The organism is Oceanisphaera marina, assembly GCF_014643915.1.
Lineage (GTDB): Bacteria > Pseudomonadota > Gammaproteobacteria > Enterobacterales > Aeromonadaceae > Oceanimonas > Oceanimonas marina.
Genome location: NZ_BMKE01000006.1, coordinates 97,004 through 116,978 on the forward strand (window position 1 = coordinate 97,004; position 19,975 = coordinate 116,978).

The window sequence follows — 19,975 nt, forward strand, 5'->3', positions numbered from 1 at the left end:
CTAAAAGTGAGGAGCGGGCGTTTGGCGGAGAAAAAGCTGTTTACTCCCATGTCTGGTTTACAGCGTCTGTTTGAAGCCGGGCTGATCACCATTATCTTATTGGCGATCTTCATGATGTTGTCTCTGGTTTCTTACCACCCCTCTGATCCGGGCTGGTCACAGACGGCCTGGGGAGGCGATATTCGTAATGCGGCCGGCCCCGCAGGTGCCTGGCTGGCTGATATTCTGCTGTTTGTGTTTGGTTTTTCGGCTTATTTGGTGCCGATATTGATGGTGTTGGTCGGCTGGGGCACCTTGTGGCGCCCGCGAGCCCTGAGTGATATCTGCTATTTGACACTGAGCTTGCGCATTATCGGCTTCTTGATGTTACTGCTGAGCCTGCAGACCCTGGCCAGCATGAACCTGGGAAATATTTATTACTTCTCATCGGGTGGTCTGATTGGCGACATGCTGGCGTCGGCCATGAGTCCGGTGTTTGGTACCCTGGGAACCACCTTGCTGTTGCTATGCGCCTTTGCCACCGGGGTGACCTTTTTCACCGGTTGGTCCTGGTTGCTGATAGTCGAGCGACTGGGCGGCTGTGCCTTGAATGCCCCTCAGTGGTTTAGTCTGCTTCCTCAGCGTATTGCCGACTGGCAGGCGAACAAGTTGCCTCGCCGTCAGTCGGAGGTATTGCAACCTGCGGCACCCACTCCGGTTGAAGCTCCTGAATCTGAACCTGCGGCTGATAGCGGGTTTGCGGGATGGCGTCGTTTTAAAGAGCGCCTTGCCAGCCCTGATGACAACGAGCAGGAGTACGAGATTGAGCATGAGTTAACCGCCGAGCAGGATGATCCTCTGCTGGCTCCGTTACCTGCAGCCAGTGAAAAACGCCCGCCATTGCAGAAAAAAATGCCACCGGTCCGCAAAGAGCCGGTACTGGGGGATGTGGATGAGCCGGATAACGCCATGACGACCATTGCCGAAGCCAACGGGTGGGCAATGGATGATGAAGATGAAGACGATGATCTCGATTTACCCTGGCTGAAAGAAGAAGACGATACGCCTGTAACTGCACCTCCTGCACCGACTGCGGTGGCGACGCGCAGCTCGAACTCGCGCCGCGAGATGCTGCCTTTGCCATCGGTCGACTTGCTCGACCTGCCCAAGCCGCGCCAGCATACGGTTAGCGAGGCAGAGTTGGATCGTATTGCCCGTTTGGTGGAAGCCAAGCTGGCAGATTATAACGTGCAGGCCAATGTGGTGGGTGTGTATCCCGGCCCCGTGATCACGCGGTTTGAGCTGGACCTGGCCCCGGGCATCAAGGTAAGCAAGATCAGCCGACTGGATCGTGACCTGGCGCGTTCCTTGTCCGCCATCAGTGTACGGGTGGTGGAGGTGATACCGGGCAAGCCCTATGTGGGGCTGGAGTTGCCCAACACGCGCCGCGATACCGTGTATCTGCGCGAAGTCATGGACAGTCAGGCTTTTGCCGACAGCAAGCACCCGCTGACGCTGGTACTGGGGCAGGATATTGCCGGCGAGCCGGTAATCGTGAATCTGGCCAAGATGCCTCACGTACTGGTTGCCGGTACTACGGGTTCCGGTAAGTCGGTCGGCGTTAACGTGATGATACTGTCCATTTTGTATAAAGCGACGCCCGAAGAAGTACGCTTTATCATGATTGACCCCAAAATGCTGGAATTGTCGGTATATGAAGGTATTCCGCATTTGCTGACCGAAGTGGTCACCGACATGAAGGAAGCCGCCAATGCCTTGCGTTGGTGTGTAGGAGAGATGGAGCGGCGCTATAAATTGTTGTCGGCGGTGGGGGTGCGTAACCTGCATGGCTATAACACCAAGATACAAGCGGCAATAGACGCCGGAGAGCCCATTCGTGACCCGCTGTGGGATCCCACTCAGTCCATGGATACCTATCCGCCGGCGCTGGAGAAGCTGCCACACATAGTGGTGGTGATCGACGAATTTGCCGACATGATGATGATAGTGGGCAAGAAGGTAGAAGAGCTGATTGCCCGTATTGCGCAAAAGGCCCGTGCCGCCGGTATTCACCTGATTCTGGCTACCCAGCGGCCGTCGGTTGACGTGATAACCGGCCTGATTAAAGCCAATATTCCTACTCGTATGTCGTTTCAGGTATCGAGCAAGATTGACTCGCGTACCATTCTTGATCAGCAGGGCGCCGAGTCGTTGCTGGGCATGGGTGACATGCTGTATATGCCGGCGGGCGAGAGTACGCCTACCCGGGTACACGGCGCCTTTGTGGATGATCACGAAGTACATAAAGTGGTCGCCGCCTGGAAAGAGCGCGGCGAGCCGGATTATATCGAAGATATACTCAGTGGCGATGTAGGCGCAGAAGGCTTGCTACCCGGCGAAGTGGCAGAAGGAGGAGACCAGGAAGCCGATGCCTTGTTCGATGAAGCGGTAGCTTATGTCGTAGAGACGCGTCGCGGCTCTATCTCTGGGGTGCAACGTAAGTTTAAGATAGGGTACAACCGCGCCGCTCGTCTGATAGAGCAAATGGAAAAGCAAGGTATTGTCAGTGAAGCCATGGGCAGCGGCCAACGTGAAGTATTGGCACCTCCGCCAGTTAGGGAGCGTAATTAAATGAAAAAAGTAGCGGCCTTGGGTATTTTATTGTGGTCGGTCAGCGCCGTGGCGTTGGCCGATGCACGATCCGAGTTACAACAGAAATTAGCGTCCTTCGACCGTTTTTCTGCCGACTTCAGCCAGCAGGTGTTCGACGAGCAGGGTGAACCGATGCAAAACGCCAAAGGCACCATGCAACTGGCGCGCCCGGATCGTTTTCGCTGGCATACCGTCTCACCGGACGAAAGCGTGATAGTGTCCGATGGTAACAGCGTGTGGATGTACGACCCCTTTGTTGAACAAGTCAGCATAGCGCCACTGGAACAAGCGATTCAGAATACGCCCTTTTTGTTGATAGCCGGTGGTGATGGCAAGCGCTGGCAGCAATATGAGGTTTCACGTAAAGGTGATGCATATGTAGTGACCAGTAAAGATCCCGGCGAACTGATCAGCCAGTTCAGTCTGCGCTTTGATAATCGTAATCGTATTCAACGTTTTACCGTGCTGGAGTCGGGCGGACAGCGCAGCGAGTTTACTCTGAGCAAGGTGAATACTACCCCCAAATCAAGCAATAGCACCTTCACCTTTCTCCCCCCTGCGGGCGTGATGATCGACGACCAACGGTAAATCAAGCGATAAGCTTGCAGCTGGAAAAAACACCGAATCCACTGGGTTCGGTGTTTTTACTTTTATGGTGGCTACCCCATGCAGGGGCTGGGTCTTTACCCCTCCCGCAGCACCCTTTACACTTCACCACCATTGCAGAGGCCGCTTTAGTCCATCGGTTCAATTTCTTACTGATAGCTTTCAGCCTGCTGCCGTATTTGTGGAGATGAAATGACATGAGCACCTTGAGTCTCGACTTTGAACAAGATGATTTTCGCCCATTGGCGGCCCGCATGCGGCCACAACGGCTAGAGCAATATCTGGGGCAAGCCCATATTCTAGGGCCAGACAAGCCGCTGCGCCGTGCGCTGGAAGCGGGGCACTGTCATTCCATGATCCTGTGGGGGCCGCCAGGCACGGGAAAAACTACCCTCGCCGAGCTGATCGCGCATTATTGTGATGCTCAGGTGGAGCGAGTGTCTGCAGTGACCTCGGGGGTGAAAGAAATACGTGCCGCCATAGAGCGGGCCCGAGAGCACAAGCTGGCCGGCCGGCGCACCATCTTGTTTGTGGATGAGGTGCATCGCTTCAACAAGTCTCAGCAAGACGCGTTTTTACCTCACATAGAAGATGGCACCGTCACCTTTATTGGAGCCACCACCGAAAACCCCTCGTTCGAACTCAATAACGCCTTGTTGTCCCGGGCGCGGGTTTATTTGCTGAAACGCCTGGAGCCATCAGACATAGAGCAAATGATCGCGCAGGCGCTGAATGACGAACGGGGGCTGGCCGAGCAGGGCATTGAACTGGCCGAGGGCGTGCAGCGGGCCTTGGCCGAACTGGTAGACGGTGATGGCCGCAAGGCGCTTAACTATCTGGAGCTGCTGTCGGACATGGCCGAATTGCAGGGGGACGTACGCCGTATCGACAAAGCCTTGTTGGCCGAGGTGACCGGCGAGCGGCTGGCGCGCTTCGATAATCAGGGGGATCTCTATTACGATCTGATTTCGGCGATACACAAGTCGATTCGAGGCTCCAATCCCGATGCGGGACTTTACTGGTATGCCCGCATGATCAGTGCCGGTTGTGATCCTTTGTATATTGCGCGTCGGCTGCTGGCCATTGCCTCGGAAGACATTGGGCTTGCGGATCCCAAAGCCATGGAAGTGGCGTTGGCGGCCTGGGATTGCTTTGCTCGTGTAGGGCCGGCTGAAGGGGAGCGTGCCATTGCCCAGGCCATTGTGTATCTCGCCTGTGCGCCCAAGAGTAATGCGCTGTATACGGCCTGGAATGCGGCCCTGAAAGATGCGAAGGAGTTGCCCGATTACGAGGTGCCGATGCATTTGCGCAACGCGCCCACCAAACTGATGAAAGAACTGGGACACGGGGCCGAGTATCGCTATGCTCATCATGAACCCGGAGCCTATGCGGCCGGTGAAACCTACTTGCCCGAGGCGTTGGCACAACGGCGTTATTATCAGCCCAATGAGCGCGGTTTCGAGCAGAAAGTAAAAGCCAAGCTCGATTATCTGAAAAACCTTGATCAACAGGCCGGTGTCTAGTTGGCTCCGGGTCGGGTGGCTGTTAAACTTGACGCCAACTTAATGACGTTAACTCTGTGTGTTATACGTGAAAATGTAACGCGCACATGCATTCAAATAAGGTAACTCATGCTGGATTCCAAATACCTGCGCGGCGACATCGCCGACACGGCTGCTCGGCTGGCAAGCCGTGGCTTTACGCTCGATACTGCTTTGTTCAATCGTCTTGAAGAACAGCGCAAGTCTTTGCAATCCCGCACCCAGGAGTTACAGGCCGACCGTAATGCGCGTTCCAAAGCCATCGGCATGGCGGCGCGTAACGGTGAAGACATAGCGCCGCTGAAAGCGGCGGTTTCCACTATCAATGATGAGCTTGATGGCTGTAAAGTCGAGCTGGATCAATTACTTAATGAAATTGAAGCCTTTAATGCGGCGATTCCCAACCTGCCTCATGAGTCGGTGCCGGTTGGTAAAAATGAAGATGATAATCAGCAAGTTCGAGTGTGGGGCGAGCCCACGCGCTTTGAGTTCGAGGCCAAGGATCATGTGGCGCTGGGTGAAGCCCTTGCGGGGCTGGACTTTAAAGGCGCGGTCAAGGTATCCGGCTCTCGTTTTGTGATCATGCAGGGGCAGATTGCCCGCATGCACCGCGCCCTGGCGCAATATATGCTGGACTTGCACACCCTTGAGCACGGTTATACCGAGTGCTATGTGCCATATCTGGTCAACAGCGACAGCCTGTTTGGTACTGGCCAGTTACCCAAGTTTTCTGCCGATCTGTTTCATACCGCCATTGAAGGGGAAGGGGACGAAGCCGGCAAGGTGCGTCGCTTCTCGCTGATCCCTACCTCAGAAGTGCCGCTGACCAATATCGGCCGGGACGAGATCTTCGATGCCAAAGAGCTGCCCTTGAAATTCACCGCCCATACCCCGTGCTTCCGTTCCGAAGCCGGCTCTTATGGCCGTGATACCCGTGGCCTGGTGCGTATGCACCAGTTTGACAAGGTAGAAATGGTGCAGCTGGTACATCCCGACACCTCCTGGGACACGCTGGAAGAAATGGTCGGTCACGCCGAAAAGGTATTGCAGGGACTCAAGCTGCCTTATCGAGTAATGGCTCTGTGTACCGGCGACATGGGCTTTGGCGCCGCTAAAACCTACGATCTGGAAGTCTGGTTGCCGGCACAAGACACCTATCGGGAGATTTCGTCTGTGTCTAACTGCGGCGATTTTCAGGCGCGTCGCATGCAGGCTCGAGTACGCGGTGCCGATGGTAAACCCCAGCTGTTGCATACCTTGAATGGCTCTGGACTGGCCGTGGGCCGTACGCTGGTTGCCGTGCTGGAAAACTACCAGCAAGAAGACGGGCGAATTGCCGTTCCCGACATCTTGCAGCCTTACATGGGTGGCCTGCAATTTATCGGTTAACGACTTATCATGCTGGCTTGTAAACTGACTTTTAGACAGATTATTTTGGCGCAGTAATCGTGATAAGCACGATGAGGGGTTCGGCGCAGAACACTGCGCCGAACCTTTTTTATGCAGGATATCTATTTACGGGTACTTTTATGTTGAATGAAGTTTATCCGTTTTTCTTTCGCTTTTTGACATCCTCCTTTGATAGAATACGCGACATTAACGAGGTCCTCGGCAGTAGATGATGGTTTGGATAGACTATGTAATTCTGGGTATTATTGGCCTCTCGGCGGTCATTAGCCTGGTCAGGGGATTCGTAAAGGAAGCAATGTCACTGGTGACCTGGTTTGCCGCTTTTTTTGTTGCCAGTCAGTTCTACGCCGATCTCAGTGTATTGCTCGATATTTCCGATCCTCTGGTGCGTAATGGTACCGCCATTGCTATTCTGTTTGTATTAACCCTCATCCTGGGTGCCCTAATCAATTATGTCATCGGTGAACTGGTCACCAAAACCGGACTGTCCGGCACGGATCGCGTGCTTGGCGTGTGTTTTGGTGCAGTACGCGGCGTATTGATCGTGGCCGCCTTGTTATTTTTTATCGATACCATGACGGCTTTTTCCCAAAGTTTGTGGTGGCAGCAATCTCGGTTGATTCCGGAATTCGGTATCGTGATCCAGTGGTTCTTCAGCCTGGTGCAAAATTCATCCAGCTTTTTACCCCCCAAGCCATAATGAATTGAGGAAAGTAGGACATGTGTGGGATTGTCGGAATTCAAGGTACGACTCCAGTAAATCAGGCGCTATATGACGGCTTAACGGTACTGCAACACAGAGGCCAGGATGCGGCCGGTATCGTTACCATCGCTGGCGAGACATTGCGTCAGCGCAAGGCCAATGGTCTGGTGCGAGATGTGTTTGAAGAGCGTCACATGAAGCGTTTGATTGGTAACGTAGGCATTGGCCATGTGCGTTATCCTACCGCCGGCAGTAGCAGTGTGGCGCAGGCACAACCTTTTTATGTGAATTCCCCTTTCGGTATTGCCTTGGCACACAATGGCAATCTGACCAATGCGCGCGAGCTGAAAGAAGAGCAGTTTCGTGTTGCCCGCCGTCATATCAATACCAGCTCAGATTCTGAAATTTTGCTGAACGTGCTGGCTCACGAGCTGGATCAACAAACACAAACGCTGCACCTCGAACCCAGCCATGTGTTTGCTGCCATCAGCAAGGTCCATGAACAAGTAAGAGGGGCTTACGCCGCTGTGGCCGTGATTATTGGTCATGGCATGCTGGCGTTTCGTGACCCTAACGGTATTCGTCCACTGGTACTGGGCAAGCGTGACGACGAGCAGGGCGGTACCGAGTACATGGTGGCGTCGGAAAGTGTCGCGCTCAACGCCGTGGGCTTCAGCTTGATTAGAGACGTTGCGCCCGGTGAGGCTGTGTATATTACCCAGCAGGGTGAACTGTTTACCCAGCAGTGTGCCGCCGAACCCCAGCACCACTCCTGTATTTTTGAATATGTATATTTTGCCCGCCCGGATTCCTTTATCGACAAGGTATCGGTTTATGGTGCTCGCGCCAGAATGGGCCAGAAGCTGGGCGCTAAAATAGCACGGGAATGGGAAGACCTTGATATAGACGTTGTCATCCCCATCCCGGAAACCTCGTGTGATATTGCTCTGGAAATTGCACACGATCTGGACTTGCCTTACCGGCAGGGGTTTGTGAAAAACCGCTATATCGGTCGTACTTTTATCATGCCCGGCCAGCAGCAGCGTCGGCAGTCGGTGCGCCGCAAGCTGAATGCCATCCCGTCCGAGTTTGCCGGTAAAAATGTGCTGCTGGTGGATGACTCCATCGTACGCGGCACCACTTCCGAGCAGATTATTCAGATGGCTCGGGAAGCGGGCGCCAAAAAAGTATACTTTGCCTCGGCCGCACCTGAAATTCGTTTCCCGAATGTGTATGGCATCGACATGCCATCGGTTAACGAGCTAATAGCCTATGGCCGGGAAGTGGATGAAATCTGTCAGCTGATTGGTGCCGACGGTCTTATCTTTCAGGAACTTGAAGATCTGGAAGATGCGGTGCGTCATTTCAACCCTGAACTGCGCCGTTTTGAAACCTCGGTATTTACCGGTGAATATGTCACGCAAGACGTAAACCAGGCGTACCTGGACGAGTTGAATGCCCTGCGTAACGACAGCACCAAGCAATCCGACTGCAGTGACAACAGTCATCTGGCGATTTATAACGAAGGTCAGTCTTAACGCTTGAACTTGTAAATAAAAAGGGGCCTGAAGGCCCCTTTTTAGTGTCTGACAAAGGATCTAGTGAGTATAGACGGGGCCAAATCCTACGCTCCATACGATGACAGACCCAACCATAATGCACACCAGCAATACCAGGCCGACCGTGACCACCGAGCTGGAATAGATAAAACCTCGCTCTTCGGGAATGTGCATGATGATGGGAATGCCCGAATACAGCAGGTATACCGAGTAGGCGACACCTGCCAACCCCACTGCCATCAGAAAGATAGGCTCGGGATAGAACATGGCAAAGCCGGTCATGAACAAGGGCGTTGCGGTATAGGATGCCAGCTCTATGGTGTGGCTGAAGCTGGGATTCGCGCCAAAGGTTTTTGCCATCCAGAACATCATGTAGGCGAGGGCAAATACCCCGATAATCAGCGTAAAGTACATGCCGACCGCCATGGCCAGCGCACTTTCGTGCGTCAACATGGTGTTAGTGGTGTTGCTGTAACCCAGGTTCCAACCGATGAGAGTGGTTGAAAAATAGGCGCATACGGGCGGGATAAGCGCGATAAGCGCCAAGTGTACCAGACTGTAGCTAAAACTTTCGTGGTTACTGTCTATGGTATGCCATTCGGTTTTGGGATGCGCATACAAGCCCCAAATGTGATTTAAAATCATGGATTTATCCCCTTGATTATGACTGCCGCGTTGCGATTTCCCTTGGAGTAACACCCGATAGTGTTTGTTAACTCCGTTTGGTGTAGCTAACTAATAAACCGAGTCCCGTGTCTGTCGAATTAAACTAAGTATAAACCACATTTCCAGCTCTGCCCGATTACCTTTACCAAGCCATGAAAATGATCTAAACAGGATTAAAAAGCGAAGGTGTCTGGTCGTTATCATAAGTAAAGACTAGAGAATTAACCTTAATGCTCATCTGGATATATCAAAGGGCAGGGTGATACACTGCAATGCAATGAGTACCTGCTTGTCGGGGTAGTAGACCTCAATCATTTAGCATGCAGCGGATTCATTTCTACCTATTGGCCATAAAACAGAGCTACTGTCATTTTCTATGCTGATATCCATTATTGAACAGGCCATTCTTATCCTGGCTTCCGGTTGGCTGTTGACCATGAACGTAAGAAGCATGCAGCGCTTTCCTCGATTACTGCCGTTAACGACCGGTCTTTGGTTTGGCATTATTGCTATTGCCTGCATGTCGATGCCGTTCACCATTGGGCCAGGCGTATTGCTGGATGTAAGCGATGCGGTTATTTTTGTGGGGGGACTGCTGGGCGGTCTTCTTTCCGGCGGGGTCGCCTTTATTCTGGCTGCGGGATTTCGGTTGTGGGTTAATGAATCCGGTGCTTTTGTCAGTATCATCAGCATGGCGCTGGCATTGCTGATTGGTCTGGCTGGCCGTTATGGTTACCGCAATGGCTGGTTCAGGCTGGATATCAAAACACTCCTGCCTCTTACCCTGCTGTTGCATGGGGTGGGCATTGCCATACTCTACGTTACTATTGAACCGCAACTGAAACCGCATTTGTTGTCCATGATAGTCCCTTTTTTAGTGGTGGCGGTTCCGCTGACGCTGATGCTTATCTTTATTCTTACCGATGCCGAACACCGCCAGCAGCAACAGCTGGCGTTACGCAACAGTCAGGCTCACCTGCTCGCCATTACCAGTGCCCTGCCCGACATAATGAGCGTTATTGATGACCAGGGTAATTACCTGGATATCATGGCAGAAAACGCGGATTACCCCATTGATGGCGACGCCAGGCGCGTGGGCAAAAACGTGCGCGATATTTATCCTCCCGAGCAAGCAAAGCAACTCATGGCGTATATAGCACGCACCCTGGCAGAACAAAGAGTGACCACCCTGGTACTAGAACTGAATACAGACAGGGGGCCTCGCAGCTTTGAAAGTGTTGCCCAGGTACTGGATAGCGAAATAAACGGCCGACCGGCGGTGGTGATACTCAGTAGAGATATTAGTGAGCGTATTAAAGACGAAACGAATTTGCGCATCGCAGCCGTCGCCTTTGAAAGTTTTCAAGGGTTACTGGTGACGGATAAAGACAATCGTATCTTGCGTGTTAATCGTGCCTTTACCGAGGTAACCGGATATAGCCAGGAAGAAGTATTGGGGAAAACGCCAGCCATCTTCAGCTCGGGCCGACACGACAAGGCTTTTTATAAAGATATGTGGCACGACATTAACAGCTATGGCCACTGGCAAGGCGAGATTTATGACAAGCGTAAATCGGGGCAAATTTATCCTCAATGGCTGTCCATCAGCGAAGTAAAGGATAACGAGGATAAGGTAAGTCATTATATTGCCGGTATTACGGATATCAGTGCCCAGAAGGAGGACGCTAAAAAAATCCATCATCTGGCTTTTTACGACAACTTGACCGGGTTACCCAATCGCCGTTTGCTGCTTAACCGGATCAGGCAGATCCAACGAGGCAGTGCCAAGAAGGAGACGTTGGGTGCCGTTATCTTTATCGACCTGGACCACTTTAAAAACGTCAACGACTTATGGGGGCATGCGGTAGGCGATAAGCTGTTATTGCACGTGGCGACTCAATTACATAACAGCCTGAATAAAGAAGACAGCCTTGCCCGATTGGGAAGCGATCAGTTTGTGATAGTGCTGGGGGCGAGAGCCGAAAATGAAGCACAACTCATGACGCAACTGGATCATTACAGTCACGAATTGCTGAATCTGCTCGATCAGCCTTATACCCATGGTGAGCAAAGTCTGCGCAGCAGTGCTTGCTTGGGCATGGTGGTGTTAGAGGCGCATAGCCAGCCACCAGAAGAATTGCTGCGTCAGGCTGAATTGGCCATGTATGCAGCCAAAGCCAGCGGCAAACGTGAGCGACGTTTCTTTGAACCGCAAATGCAAGACGCCATATCCCAGCGCCTATTATTGGAAGAAGATATTAATCGCGGCCTGGGAGCACACGAGTTTGGTGTGTATTTTCAGCCGCAATTTAATCATGATGGCGATATGATCGGTGCCGAAGCTCTGGTGCGCTGGCATCATCCCACTCGAGGCCTGCTGGCACCAGGCGCTTTTATAGAGGTAGCCGAAGCCGCAGGCATCATGAGTAAAATCGATAAAGTGGTGCTGTTACGCTCTTGCGAACAAATGACCCGCTGGGCTCATAATCCGGCGTTTAAAGACATCACGGTGTCGGTAAATATCAGCTCGGCCCAATTGTATCAGCACGGCTTTGTGGAAGAGGTGCTCAAGACGGTACACAGCACGGGTGCAAACCCCTCGCTGCTCAAGCTGGAATTAACGGAATCTATACTGGTAACCGATATGCATCAGGCGATTGAACGCATGCGGCAGCTGAAACAATCCGGCATCCGTTTTGCCATTGATGATTTTGGTACCGGTTACTCATCACTGCATTACTTACAGCAACTCCCGCTTGACCAACTTAAAATAGATCAATCATTTGTTCGGCGGTTGCCTGAAGACGCCAACAGTCTGGCCATTATTCGCGCGGTGATCGCCATGGCCATCAGTCTGGAGCTGGAAGTCATTGCCGAAGGCGTGGAAACCGAGGCCCAGCGCGATATGTTGTTGGAAAATGGCTGTCGTTTGTTTCAGGGCTATTTATACGCCAAGCCACAACCGGCCGAGCAGATGAACCGCCTGTACTGTACCACTCATGCTCGGGCGCTGGGCTGAACAGAGACCAACGGCTTCGGCATATACGCGAGCGCATACCACGGCGGTAGAACTGCGCGCGTGGGTGTATCTGTCTACTGCCTACAACCCTCAGAATGGCTTAAAGCGTCATTTTTTCGTGGTGATAGTGCGGTTTCGTCCTTGTTGCTTAGCCAGATACAAGGCCTTGTCCGCTTGCTTGAGTACCGAGTTGATAGCTTCAGGTTCACCACTCCAGTGAGAAAGCCCCAGAGAAATGGTGATAAAACCTGCCGTGGGCATTTCAAATCCCTCAACCTGCAATCGCAGTCGCTCTGCTACTTTAAAAGCGGTACTCTGTTTGGTGTTGGGCAGGAAAATCATAAACTCCTCTCCACCGCTGCGACATAACGCATCTTCTTGGCGGGCATTGTTTCGCATCAGCTGGGCCAGTGCCTGAATAACCTTGTCTCCCACATCATGACCAAAGCTGTCATTGACCCGTTTGAAATGATCGATATCCAGGGTGATCACGGCAAAAGAGCACTGTTCTTTCTGATATTGATCCAGTACCTGCTGCATACCTCTGCGGTTGAGCAGACTCGTCATGGGATCGGTGTGACTATCGTTATGCAACTGACTGATTTTGTCATTGAGCAAGCTCATGGCTTTGATGATGGCTCGCTTGAGCTGGGCGGCTTCAAAATACCAGGAAGGAATATTGGAAATGTTCTCCTGCACCTCTTTTTTATCGATTAACGTGGTATCACGTGCCAACTGCCACAACGGCCTGGAGATAAATACAGCCGACACCCAGATACCCGCCAGCGTGAAAAACGCCACCGGCAGGCTTTTTATGAAGACACTGATAATGTGACCGTCGAGACCTGCCAGAGTGGCTTCTTTTGGTCGCTGCGCAATCACTCCCCAGCCCGCACGCTGAATGGGAGCAAAGCCTGCCAGCATTTCAATACCTTCAGAATTGAACAAGGTACGAGTATTTTCCCTGCCTGCGACGACTTCATCGATGGCAATATTGTTGAGAATTTTTTGGCCGACACGCTGCTCTTTCGGGTGATAAATGAGCGTCTTGTGACGATCGACCACATAAAGATAAGAGCCGTCATTGTAATAATGCTTACCGAGAATCGCGGCTAAAATATTATCTTGCTCTAAATAGATAGTGCCGGCGATATAACCCAGATAATCACCACTGGCGGAAAAAACAGGGTGTGACAGGCTAATCAGATAATTACCCGCAGGCGAGATAAAGGGATCCGTAATGAGTGGTTTTTTGGCTTTAAGGGATTGTTGGGCGTTGGGCGAGTCAATTGTGATCCCTTTAATCGCCAAGGTTTGCGGCGAGGTCGCTATGATCATCCCTTCTGCGTTGACGACAACCACAGAGTTAAAGGTGTCGGATTGTTGATGCAGCCGACGGGCCTCGTTCATCAGCATCTTGCTGTCACTCATGTGCGAGCTTAGCAAACTGGCACTGTAGGCGAGGTGGTCCTGGGTCATGTTGAGAAAAACGTCTGTCATCTCGGCCAGTTTGGCTGCATAAACCCGGTTCGCTTCCAGGGTATTATCAATCAACAGTGTTCGCTGCACCTTGTAGGTGGCATAAAAGCTGTTGCCCAAGGTGACTACAACACTGAAGATCGCCAGCGAAAGAATCAGAGTACGAAGATTGATTTTTAGAAATGAGCGAAAAAACATTGATGCATGAAAACCTATGAAAAGCCGTAGGGTAGGCTGTGGTGGTTATGGCGGTAATACTGCATATAAAAAAGGCCACCCTAAGGTGGCCTTTTCCAATCGATTGGTGGAGCTGGCGGGATTTGAACCCGCGTCCGAAAAACCTACATCGTCGGTACTACATGCTTAGTCAGTCATTGAATTCGCCACCTGCTGCGGACAGACACGCCACAGAATGACTAGCCTAAATTAGTTTTAACGCTTCCACCGTCAGGCTCGATTTCCACGCGATTCTGTGAATGATGACCTTCCAATTCCCTAAGTCACAGACAAGCTAGGGCAGAAGGGCTCTATCAGGTTATTAAGCTGCTAGTGCGTAGTTTTCGTCGTTTGCGACTATTTTTTTGCGATTTTTTAACGAGGCCTATCGCACCTCGGCATGCACCTAGGAGTTCGAGAATCTCGTCGAATCCAGAATCAGCCCCAAGTTCGTTTATGGTATGGCAATTTTAGCCAGATCACAAGGGTTAACGATTTTTATGTTTCATCATACGGTCTTTTTCGCGCTTCCAGTCACGCTCTTTGACGTCTTGGCGCTTATCGTGGCTCTTTTTCCCTTTTACCAGGCCAATTTCGATTTTAACCCAGGATTTTGACCAATACAGCGCCAGAGGCACGAGCGTATAGCCTTCACGTTCAATTTGACCGGTAAGACGATCCAGCTCTCGCCGCTTAAGCAGTAGCTTGCGCGAGCGCATGGGGTCGCACACTACATGAGTAGAGGCAACGTTAAGTGGCGTGATGGTTGCGGCAAACAAGAAAGCCTCACCATTGCGCATGAAAACGTAAGCATCGGCAATGTTGGCTTTGCCCGCCCGCATTGCTTTAACTTCCCATCCTTGCAGTTCAAGCCCGGCTTCAAATTTTTCTTCTACGAAATATTCGTGCCTTGCCTTCTTATTGAGGGCAATGGTGCTGGAACCGACTTTTTTCTTGGCTTTGTTTTTTGTCATAGTGCATCCATTATACGGGTCCTTGATTGCCTTGGGAATTACCAAGACGGCAATTGCGTTGTTTTTGTTCGATTTATTGTCAGTGAGACACGATTGTTTCGAGCCTGCCGTGTCAGCCGTGAGTCCCGCCGAGATTAGTGTTAAAATAAGGGCGTTTTGCTGCCAGGAGAAGTTATGCCGAGTATTACTCGCAGTGCGTTAGTGATGTTTAGCGCGCGACAAATGTATGAATTGGTTAATGATATCGACTCGTATCCGCAGTTTTTGCCTGGCTGTGTCGACAGTCGCATAGTCTCTGAGTCCGATAATACGATTACGGCGGCTTTGGATGTGTCTAAAGCCGGCATTCGTAAAACGTTTACCACGCGCAATGAACTGACTCCTCACCACCATATCAGAGTGGAGTTGGTTGATGGTCCTTTCAAGGCCTTGAATGGTGGTTGGACCTTTACGCCGTTAGATGATGACGCCTGCAAAGTCGAGTTGGATCTGTATTTCGAATTTACATCTCGTCTGGTCGAGTTGGCGTTTGGCGGTATATTCAAAGAACTGGCCAATGCCATGGTGCATTCCTTCAGTGAGCGGGCAAGAGAGGTTTACGGTCGTGAGTCTTATTCAGGTTGAAGTGGTATACGCATTGCCCAACAAGCAAACCGTATTGAGTCTCAAAGTGCCCGAGGGCGAGCAGGTGCGGCAGGTCATTGAGCAGTCCGGTATTTTGCAGCAATATCCCGAAATAGATTTAGACAGCAATATGGTCGGTGTTTTTGGGCGACAGGTGAAGCTGGATCAGGTTTTGCTGAATGGAGACAGAATTGAAATTTACCGCCCCTTGCTTGCCGATCCAAAAGAAATTCGCCGTCGACGTGCCGAACAGGCAAAAGAAGAAGGGCGTGCAGACAAGGTAACGGGAGGGCGCCCCTCTGAAAACCGAACCAAACAAAAAAACTGATAATGGCGACCAGGCAGCAGCCATGGTCGCCATGTGCTATCAAAGTCCCTGTGTAAACGCCGCAGGAGCCTGGTAATCACCACTGATAGAAACCAGTGCATCGTTACTGAAATCTAAAACAAGCTGTTTTTGTTCTACGTCACCGCGGCCGGGCTTGAAATAATAGAGATAAACCCAGCGGTCGTGATTGAAACTGTCCAGATTCATGGGATTACCCAGCAGGAAACGGACCTGCTCCTGGCTCATGCCCTGGCGAAGTTGCTCTACCTGTTTTGCTTCTATGTAGTTGCCTTGTGGAATGTCCACCTTGTAAACCAGACTGCAAGCGGTTAATGGTAGAGTAAACAACAAGGGTAAAATCAAGGTTTTGAGTTGCATATGTGCATTATATCCTGTGTGACTTGCAGCCATCATAGCGGCTGGCGTCGGCCTTGTAAAAGCCGATACTCAGCTATTATCTCGGCTCGCATCTGGGTTGTGGAGTTGACTAATATGAATGCAATGGCAATCTGACCCGTTAAGCACGGTGAGGTTCCGTGATGCAGGCCATCGCGCGTTGGCTATTTAATTCCCCCTTTTTTAATCTTGTTATTTGGGAGTCATCCATGGCTAGACACGTTTTTCATTTAGGAATAACCGACGAGGATTTGCAAGGCGCCACACTTGCGATTATTCCGGGAGATCCCGAACGGGTAGTACGTATTGCCAGCCAACTGATTAATGCGCGACGGTTGGCAAGCAAGCGGGAGTTTACTTCCTGGCTGGGCGAGCTCGACGGAAAACCGGTTGTCGTCTGTTCTACCGGCATTGGGGGCCCTTCTACATCGATTGCTGTCGAAGAGTTGGCGCAACTCGGGGTCAGGACTTTTTTACGTATTGGTACCACGGGTGCCATTCAGCCAGACATCAATGTTGGTGACATGATAGTGACTCAGGGAGCGGTGCGTCTGGATGGGGCCAGTGGTCATTTTGCGCCGTTGGCGTTTCCCGCCGTGGCCAATTTTGACTGTAGTTGTGCCTTGGTGGATGCGGCACGAGAGCTGGGCCTTAGCCCCCGTGTAGGGATTACGGCGTCGTCGGACACCTTTTATCCGGGCCAGGAGCGTTACGACACCTATTCAGCCCACGTGCCTCGCCACTTACAGGGCAGCATGAAAGAATGGCAGTCGTTGGGCGTACTGAATTACGAAATGGAATCGGCGACCCTGTTTACCATGTGTGCCAGTCTTGGTTTGAAGGCGGGGTGTGTTGCCGGGGTCATTGTAAACCGTACCCAGCAAGAAATTCCTGATGAAGTAACGATGCAAAATGCCGAACAGCAGGCCATTGATATTGTTATCGGTGCCGCCCGGCGTCTGGTTTAGAATCTTTTAAATGTAATTGGCCCAGTAGACGCTGGGCCAATTATGGACGCGTTACGCTTCACTCACCAACAATTCCCGGGCATTGGCCAGTGTGTTCTCGGTAATTTTATTACCGCCCAGCAAGCGGGCCAGTTCTTGTAGCCGACAGTTCTCATCCAGTTCTTGCATGCGGGTTTGCGTGTCATTTCCGGCACTGTCTTTGCTGACAAAGTAATGTTGATGACCATTGCCAGCAACCTGGGGTAGATGGGTGATCACCAATACCTGGGTCGAATCTCCCAGTTGTCGCAACAGCTTGCCGACGACCGCCGCCGTTGGTCCGCTGACACCCACGTCGACTTCGTCGAAGATCAAGGTCGGGGTTTCAACCTTTTGTGCCGTAATGACCTGAATGGCGAGACTGATACGGGACAGCTCACCGCCCGAGGCCACCTTGGCCAATGAGCTCATTGGTTGACCCGGGTTGGTGCTCACCAAAAACTCGACTTTGTCTATGCCCAGAGGTGAGTAGCCGGCGGTTTGATCTGGCGTCACTGTTATCTCAAACCGTCCATGCTCCATGCTGAGCTGGTGCAGGCTGTCAGTAATTTGCTGATTGAGAGAGTGGGCGTAACGCTGCCTGCTTTGGCTAAGCCGCTCGGCCGCCAGCAAAAACTGTTCTTTGGCCTGTTCTACTTCTTCTGCCAGTTCTTGAAGGCGGCTGTCATTGTGATCCATATCGGCAAGCTGGGTGCCAATCTGTTGATGAAAGCCATGCAGTTCCGTCGGTAATACATGATGCTTGCGTGCCAGCTCCATGACCTTTGCCATGCGTGACTCCACTTCATGCAGGCGCTCGGGGTCGAGTTCCAGGCGATCCAGATAACGACTCAATTCACCATGGCCTTCTTCCAGCTGAATCATGCTGCTTTCTATCATTTCCTGTACGGGTGCCAAGCGTGGGTCCATTTGACACAGCTCGGTCACCACTTTTAATCCGTGGCGGATTTGTTGCAAGGCATTACTTTCTTCGCCATCGGCCAATACATTCAGGGCCAATTGGCAGTCATTCAATAATTCGGCACCGTTTGCCAGCCGGGTATGCTCTGCCTCAAGGGTAGGAAACTCGTCGGCCTCGAGCGCGAGCTCGTCCAGTTCGGCAACCTGATATTCCAGTAATTGGCGTTGCGCCTGCCACTGGGCCTGATCGCTTTGCAGTTGCTTACGTTCGTTGGTGAGCTGACGCCACTGTTGATAATGCTTGCTTGTCTTCTGCATCAGCTGGTGATGGCCGGCGTAGGCATCCAGTAAGCCACGCTGATAATCGGTCTTCTGCAATGCCTGGTGAGCATGTTGACCATGAATGTTGATTAATAATGCTCCCAGAGATTTCAACTGGGACAGCGGGACGGGAGTGCCATTGATGTAGCCACGAGAACGACCTTCACGGCTCAGGGTACGGCGCAGTATACATTCGCCTTGTTCGTCCAGCTCCTGTTCGCTCAACCATGCTTTAACCCGAGGCAACTTGTCGATGCGAAAACGGGCGCTGATGTCGGCTTTATCGGCACCGGGTCTGACGGTATCGGCATCGGCTCGTTCGCCCAGAGCCAGGGCAAGGGCGTCGATTGCGATGGATTTACCGGCACCGGTTTCGCCGGTAATACTGGTCATGCCAGAACGCAAATCCAACTCAAGAAAAGAGACGATGGCAAAATTGTTGATGGTGAGCTGAAGCAACATGGTGGAACCCCTGCACAAAGAGATACTGTTTATAAAAACAGTATACTGTGGTTTTGTACAGTGGCAAGAATAAAGTGCAGGGCGAAAACAAAGCGGTACTATGTACGACAAAGGTACGACAAAGAAAACAGCCGAGCTTTAAGACGCGTAAGATGTAAAGAGGAAAAGCCACAAAGCCCTTCCTGATCCGTGCCTCAAGGAGTTAAAACAGCTTGCTACCCCAGCCCAGCTTGCTGCGCAAGACTTCAAAATAGTTGTGGCCGCGGGGATGCAGTAACTTCAGCTTGTGCGGGCTCTTGTTGATATGAATCTCGTCACCCGGCTGTACCGCGAGCGACACATGACCGTCGCAGCTGATCAGCATTTGTCCGGTTTTATTGTTGGGTGACAGCACCATTTTAATGTGAGAATCGGCGTCGATAACAATGGGCCGGCAACTCAGGGTGTGCGGAAACATCGGCACCAGCGTAATGGCGTTCAGGTTGGGCGTTACAATGGGGCCGCCGGCAGACAGCGAGTAGGCGGTAGAGCCGGTGGGCGTGGCGACAATCATGCCATCGGCACGTTGGCTATACATGAAGTGGCCATTGATATAGACCTCAAACTCGATCATGTGGGCGATTTTACCCGGATGTAATACTGCCTCGTTCATGGCGGTGTTGCTGGCCTTGAGCTGGCCGTGTCTATGTACTTGTGCCTCGAGTAGAAAACGGTGCTCGGCTTGATAGTCTCCGGCAAGCAAGCGCTCAAGGGGTTGTTCAAAGCTGTCGGGTGACAAATCCGTTAAAAAGCCCAGGTTACCCCGGTTAACGCCGACCACGGCTACATCGAAGCGGGCCAGCACGCGAGCGGCACCCAGCATATTGCCATCCCCACCTACGACGATGGCCAGATCGGCCCTTTCGCCGAGTTCAACCATTTCCAGCAGCTCAACATCCTCAAGCCCGAGCTGCTCGCCGACGCGACGCTCTATCACCACATTCAGACCCAGAGCGGCAATGTGCTTGTACAGGGCAACCAGCGTTTGGTTGGCGCCTTCGTGATCGGGTTTGCCGATGAGGGCTATGGTATTAAATTCGGTATCCATCGATATATAGACCTGGCTGAGAGATGAGATAGGCAAGGCGGTCATC

General features: G+C 51.9%; 16 protein-coding genes and 1 other RNA gene. 10 read left to right on the top strand and 7 right to left on the bottom strand.

The window, feature by feature from the left end; translation table 11 throughout:
- Positions 1 to 21 precede the first annotated feature (21 nt).
- The 6 genes from IEW52_RS05355 to purF all read left to right on the top strand — a co-directional run bounded on the left by IEW52_RS05355 (position 22) and on the right by purF (position 8,429).
- Positions 22 to 2,610 (top strand): DNA translocase FtsK 4TM domain-containing protein, encoded by a 2,589-nt coding sequence (locus IEW52_RS05355; RefSeq protein ID WP_188629037.1) that lies wholly within the window; start codon positions 22 to 24, stop codon positions 2,608 to 2,610.
- On the top strand, positions 2,611 to 3,219 hold the full coding sequence (lolA, locus tag IEW52_RS05360; protein WP_188629038.1) for an outer membrane lipoprotein periplasmic chaperone LolA: 609 nt from the start codon (positions 2,611 to 2,613) through the stop codon (positions 3,217 to 3,219). It abuts the gene before it with no gap.
- A 215-nt stretch (positions 3,220 to 3,434) separates the two neighbouring features.
- Complete coding sequence (locus IEW52_RS05365) at positions 3,435 to 4,760, top strand: replication-associated recombination protein A (RefSeq protein WP_188629039.1); 1,326 nt, start codon at positions 3,435 to 3,437, stop codon at positions 4,758 to 4,760.
- Between the two features lie 108 nt (positions 4,761 to 4,868).
- Positions 4,869 to 6,167, top strand: a complete 1,299-nt coding sequence (serS, locus tag IEW52_RS05370; protein ID WP_188629040.1) for a serine--tRNA ligase — start codon at positions 4,869 to 4,871, stop codon at positions 6,165 to 6,167.
- 232 nt (positions 6,168 to 6,399) lie between these two features.
- Positions 6,400 to 6,888 carry a CvpA family protein gene (locus IEW52_RS05375; protein WP_188629105.1) on the top strand — a complete coding sequence of 163 codons (489 nt, stop codon included), beginning with the start codon at positions 6,400 to 6,402 and terminating at the stop codon, positions 6,886 to 6,888.
- Positions 6,889 to 6,908: 20 nt separating this feature from the next.
- Entirely contained in the window at positions 6,909 to 8,429 is a 1,521-nt protein-coding gene (purF, locus tag IEW52_RS05380; protein ID WP_188629041.1) for an amidophosphoribosyltransferase, read from the top strand.
- Positions 8,430 to 8,489: 60 nt separating this feature from the next.
- Here purF and IEW52_RS05385 read toward each other — a convergent pair whose 3' ends face one another.
- Positions 8,490 to 9,095 carry a Yip1 family protein gene (locus tag IEW52_RS05385; RefSeq protein WP_188629042.1) on the bottom strand — a complete coding sequence of 202 codons (606 nt, stop codon included), beginning with the start codon at positions 9,093 to 9,095 and terminating at the stop codon, positions 8,490 to 8,492.
- 397 nt (positions 9,096 to 9,492) lie between these two features.
- On the opposite strand from IEW52_RS05385, the gene IEW52_RS05390 reads away from it, so the two are divergent.
- A complete protein-coding gene (locus IEW52_RS05390) occupies positions 9,493 to 12,135 on the top strand; it encodes an EAL domain-containing protein (protein WP_188629043.1) in 2,643 nt (880 codons plus the stop codon).
- A 108-nt stretch (positions 12,136 to 12,243) separates the two neighbouring features.
- Here IEW52_RS05390 and IEW52_RS05395 read toward each other — a convergent pair whose 3' ends face one another.
- The 3 genes from IEW52_RS05395 to smpB all read right to left on the bottom strand — a co-directional run bounded on the left by IEW52_RS05395 (position 12,244) and on the right by smpB (position 14,804).
- On the bottom strand, positions 12,244 to 13,812 hold the full coding sequence (locus IEW52_RS05395) for a sensor domain-containing diguanylate cyclase (protein ID WP_188629044.1): 1,569 nt from the start codon (positions 13,810 to 13,812) through the stop codon (positions 12,244 to 12,246).
- A gap of 104 nt (positions 13,813 to 13,916) precedes the next feature.
- Positions 13,917 to 14,276, bottom strand: a transfer-messenger RNA (tmRNA) gene (gene ssrA, locus IEW52_RS05400).
- Between the two features lie 42 nt (positions 14,277 to 14,318).
- On the bottom strand, positions 14,319 to 14,804 hold the full coding sequence (gene smpB, locus IEW52_RS05405) for an SsrA-binding protein SmpB (protein WP_188629045.1): 486 nt from the start codon (positions 14,802 to 14,804) through the stop codon (positions 14,319 to 14,321).
- A 174-nt stretch (positions 14,805 to 14,978) separates the two neighbouring features.
- Here smpB and IEW52_RS05410 point away from each other — a divergent pair, with 174 nt between their 5' ends.
- Positions 14,979 to 15,428, top strand: a complete 450-nt coding sequence (locus tag IEW52_RS05410; protein WP_188629046.1) for an SRPBCC family protein — start codon at positions 14,979 to 14,981, stop codon at positions 15,426 to 15,428.
- Complete coding sequence (locus IEW52_RS05415; RefSeq protein WP_373286216.1) at positions 15,409 to 15,756, top strand: RnfH family protein; 348 nt, start codon at positions 15,409 to 15,411, stop codon at positions 15,754 to 15,756. Before IEW52_RS05410 ends, IEW52_RS05415 begins: the two co-directional genes overlap by 20 nt.
- Positions 15,757 to 15,795: 39 nt before the next feature.
- Here IEW52_RS05415 and IEW52_RS05420 read toward each other — a convergent pair whose 3' ends face one another.
- Complete coding sequence (locus IEW52_RS05420; protein WP_188629048.1) at positions 15,796 to 16,134, bottom strand: outer membrane protein assembly factor BamE; 339 nt, start codon at positions 16,132 to 16,134, stop codon at positions 15,796 to 15,798.
- A gap of 227 nt (positions 16,135 to 16,361) precedes the next feature.
- On the opposite strand from IEW52_RS05420, the gene udp reads away from it, so the two are divergent.
- The gene (gene udp, locus IEW52_RS05425) at positions 16,362 to 17,120 is read left to right on the top strand and encodes a uridine phosphorylase (protein WP_188629049.1); all 759 of its coding nucleotides are present in this window, start codon (positions 16,362 to 16,364) and stop codon (positions 17,118 to 17,120) included.
- 51 nt (positions 17,121 to 17,171) lie between these two features.
- Here the strand turns inward: udp and recN are convergent, their stop codons facing one another.
- Both recN and nadK read right to left on the bottom strand, forming a co-directional pair.
- Entirely contained in the window at positions 17,172 to 18,842 is a 1,671-nt protein-coding gene (gene recN / locus IEW52_RS05430) for a DNA repair protein RecN (protein ID WP_188629050.1), read from the bottom strand.
- A 202-nt stretch (positions 18,843 to 19,044) separates the two neighbouring features.
- A complete protein-coding gene (gene nadK / locus IEW52_RS05435) occupies positions 19,045 to 19,929 on the bottom strand; it encodes an NAD(+) kinase (RefSeq protein ID WP_188629051.1) in 885 nt (294 codons plus the stop codon).
- Positions 19,930 to 19,975: the final 46 nt, after the last annotated feature.

What these genes read in the sequence shown, in the direction of transcription:
- lolA (WP_188629038.1), top strand. Translation starts at nt 2,611, where the DNA reads ATGAAAAAAGTAGCGGCCTTGGGTATTTTATTGTGGTCGGTCAGCGCC.
- smpB (WP_188629045.1), bottom strand. Translation starts at nt 14,804, where the DNA reads ATGACAAAAAACAAAGCCAAGAAAAAAGTCGGTTCCAGCACCATTGCC.
- IEW52_RS05395 (WP_188629044.1), bottom strand. Translation starts at nt 13,812, where the DNA reads ATGTTTTTTCGCTCATTTCTAAAAATCAATCTTCGTACTCTGATTCTT.
- nadK (WP_188629051.1), bottom strand. Translation starts at nt 19,929, where the DNA reads ATGGATACCGAATTTAATACCATAGCCCTCATCGGCAAACCCGATCAC.
- IEW52_RS05385 (WP_188629042.1), bottom strand. Translation starts at nt 9,095, where the DNA reads ATGATTTTAAATCACATTTGGGGCTTGTATGCGCATCCCAAAACCGAA.
- recN (WP_188629050.1), bottom strand. Translation starts at nt 18,842, where the DNA reads ATGTTGCTTCAGCTCACCATCAACAATTTTGCCATCGTCTCTTTTCTT.
- purF (WP_188629041.1), top strand. Translation starts at nt 6,909, where the DNA reads ATGTGTGGGATTGTCGGAATTCAAGGTACGACTCCAGTAAATCAGGCG.
- IEW52_RS05420 (WP_188629048.1), bottom strand. Translation starts at nt 16,134, where the DNA reads ATGCAACTCAAAACCTTGATTTTACCCTTGTTGTTTACTCTACCATTA.
- serS (WP_188629040.1), top strand. Translation starts at nt 4,869, where the DNA reads ATGCTGGATTCCAAATACCTGCGCGGCGACATCGCCGACACGGCTGCT.
- IEW52_RS05375 (WP_188629105.1), top strand. Translation starts at nt 6,400, where the DNA reads ATGGTTTGGATAGACTATGTAATTCTGGGTATTATTGGCCTCTCGGCG.
- IEW52_RS05365 (WP_188629039.1), top strand. Translation starts at nt 3,435, where the DNA reads ATGAGCACCTTGAGTCTCGACTTTGAACAAGATGATTTTCGCCCATTG.
- IEW52_RS05390 (WP_188629043.1), top strand. Translation starts at nt 9,493, where the DNA reads ATGCTGATATCCATTATTGAACAGGCCATTCTTATCCTGGCTTCCGGT.
- IEW52_RS05410 (WP_188629046.1), top strand. Translation starts at nt 14,979, where the DNA reads ATGCCGAGTATTACTCGCAGTGCGTTAGTGATGTTTAGCGCGCGACAA.
- udp (WP_188629049.1), top strand. Translation starts at nt 16,362, where the DNA reads ATGGCTAGACACGTTTTTCATTTAGGAATAACCGACGAGGATTTGCAA.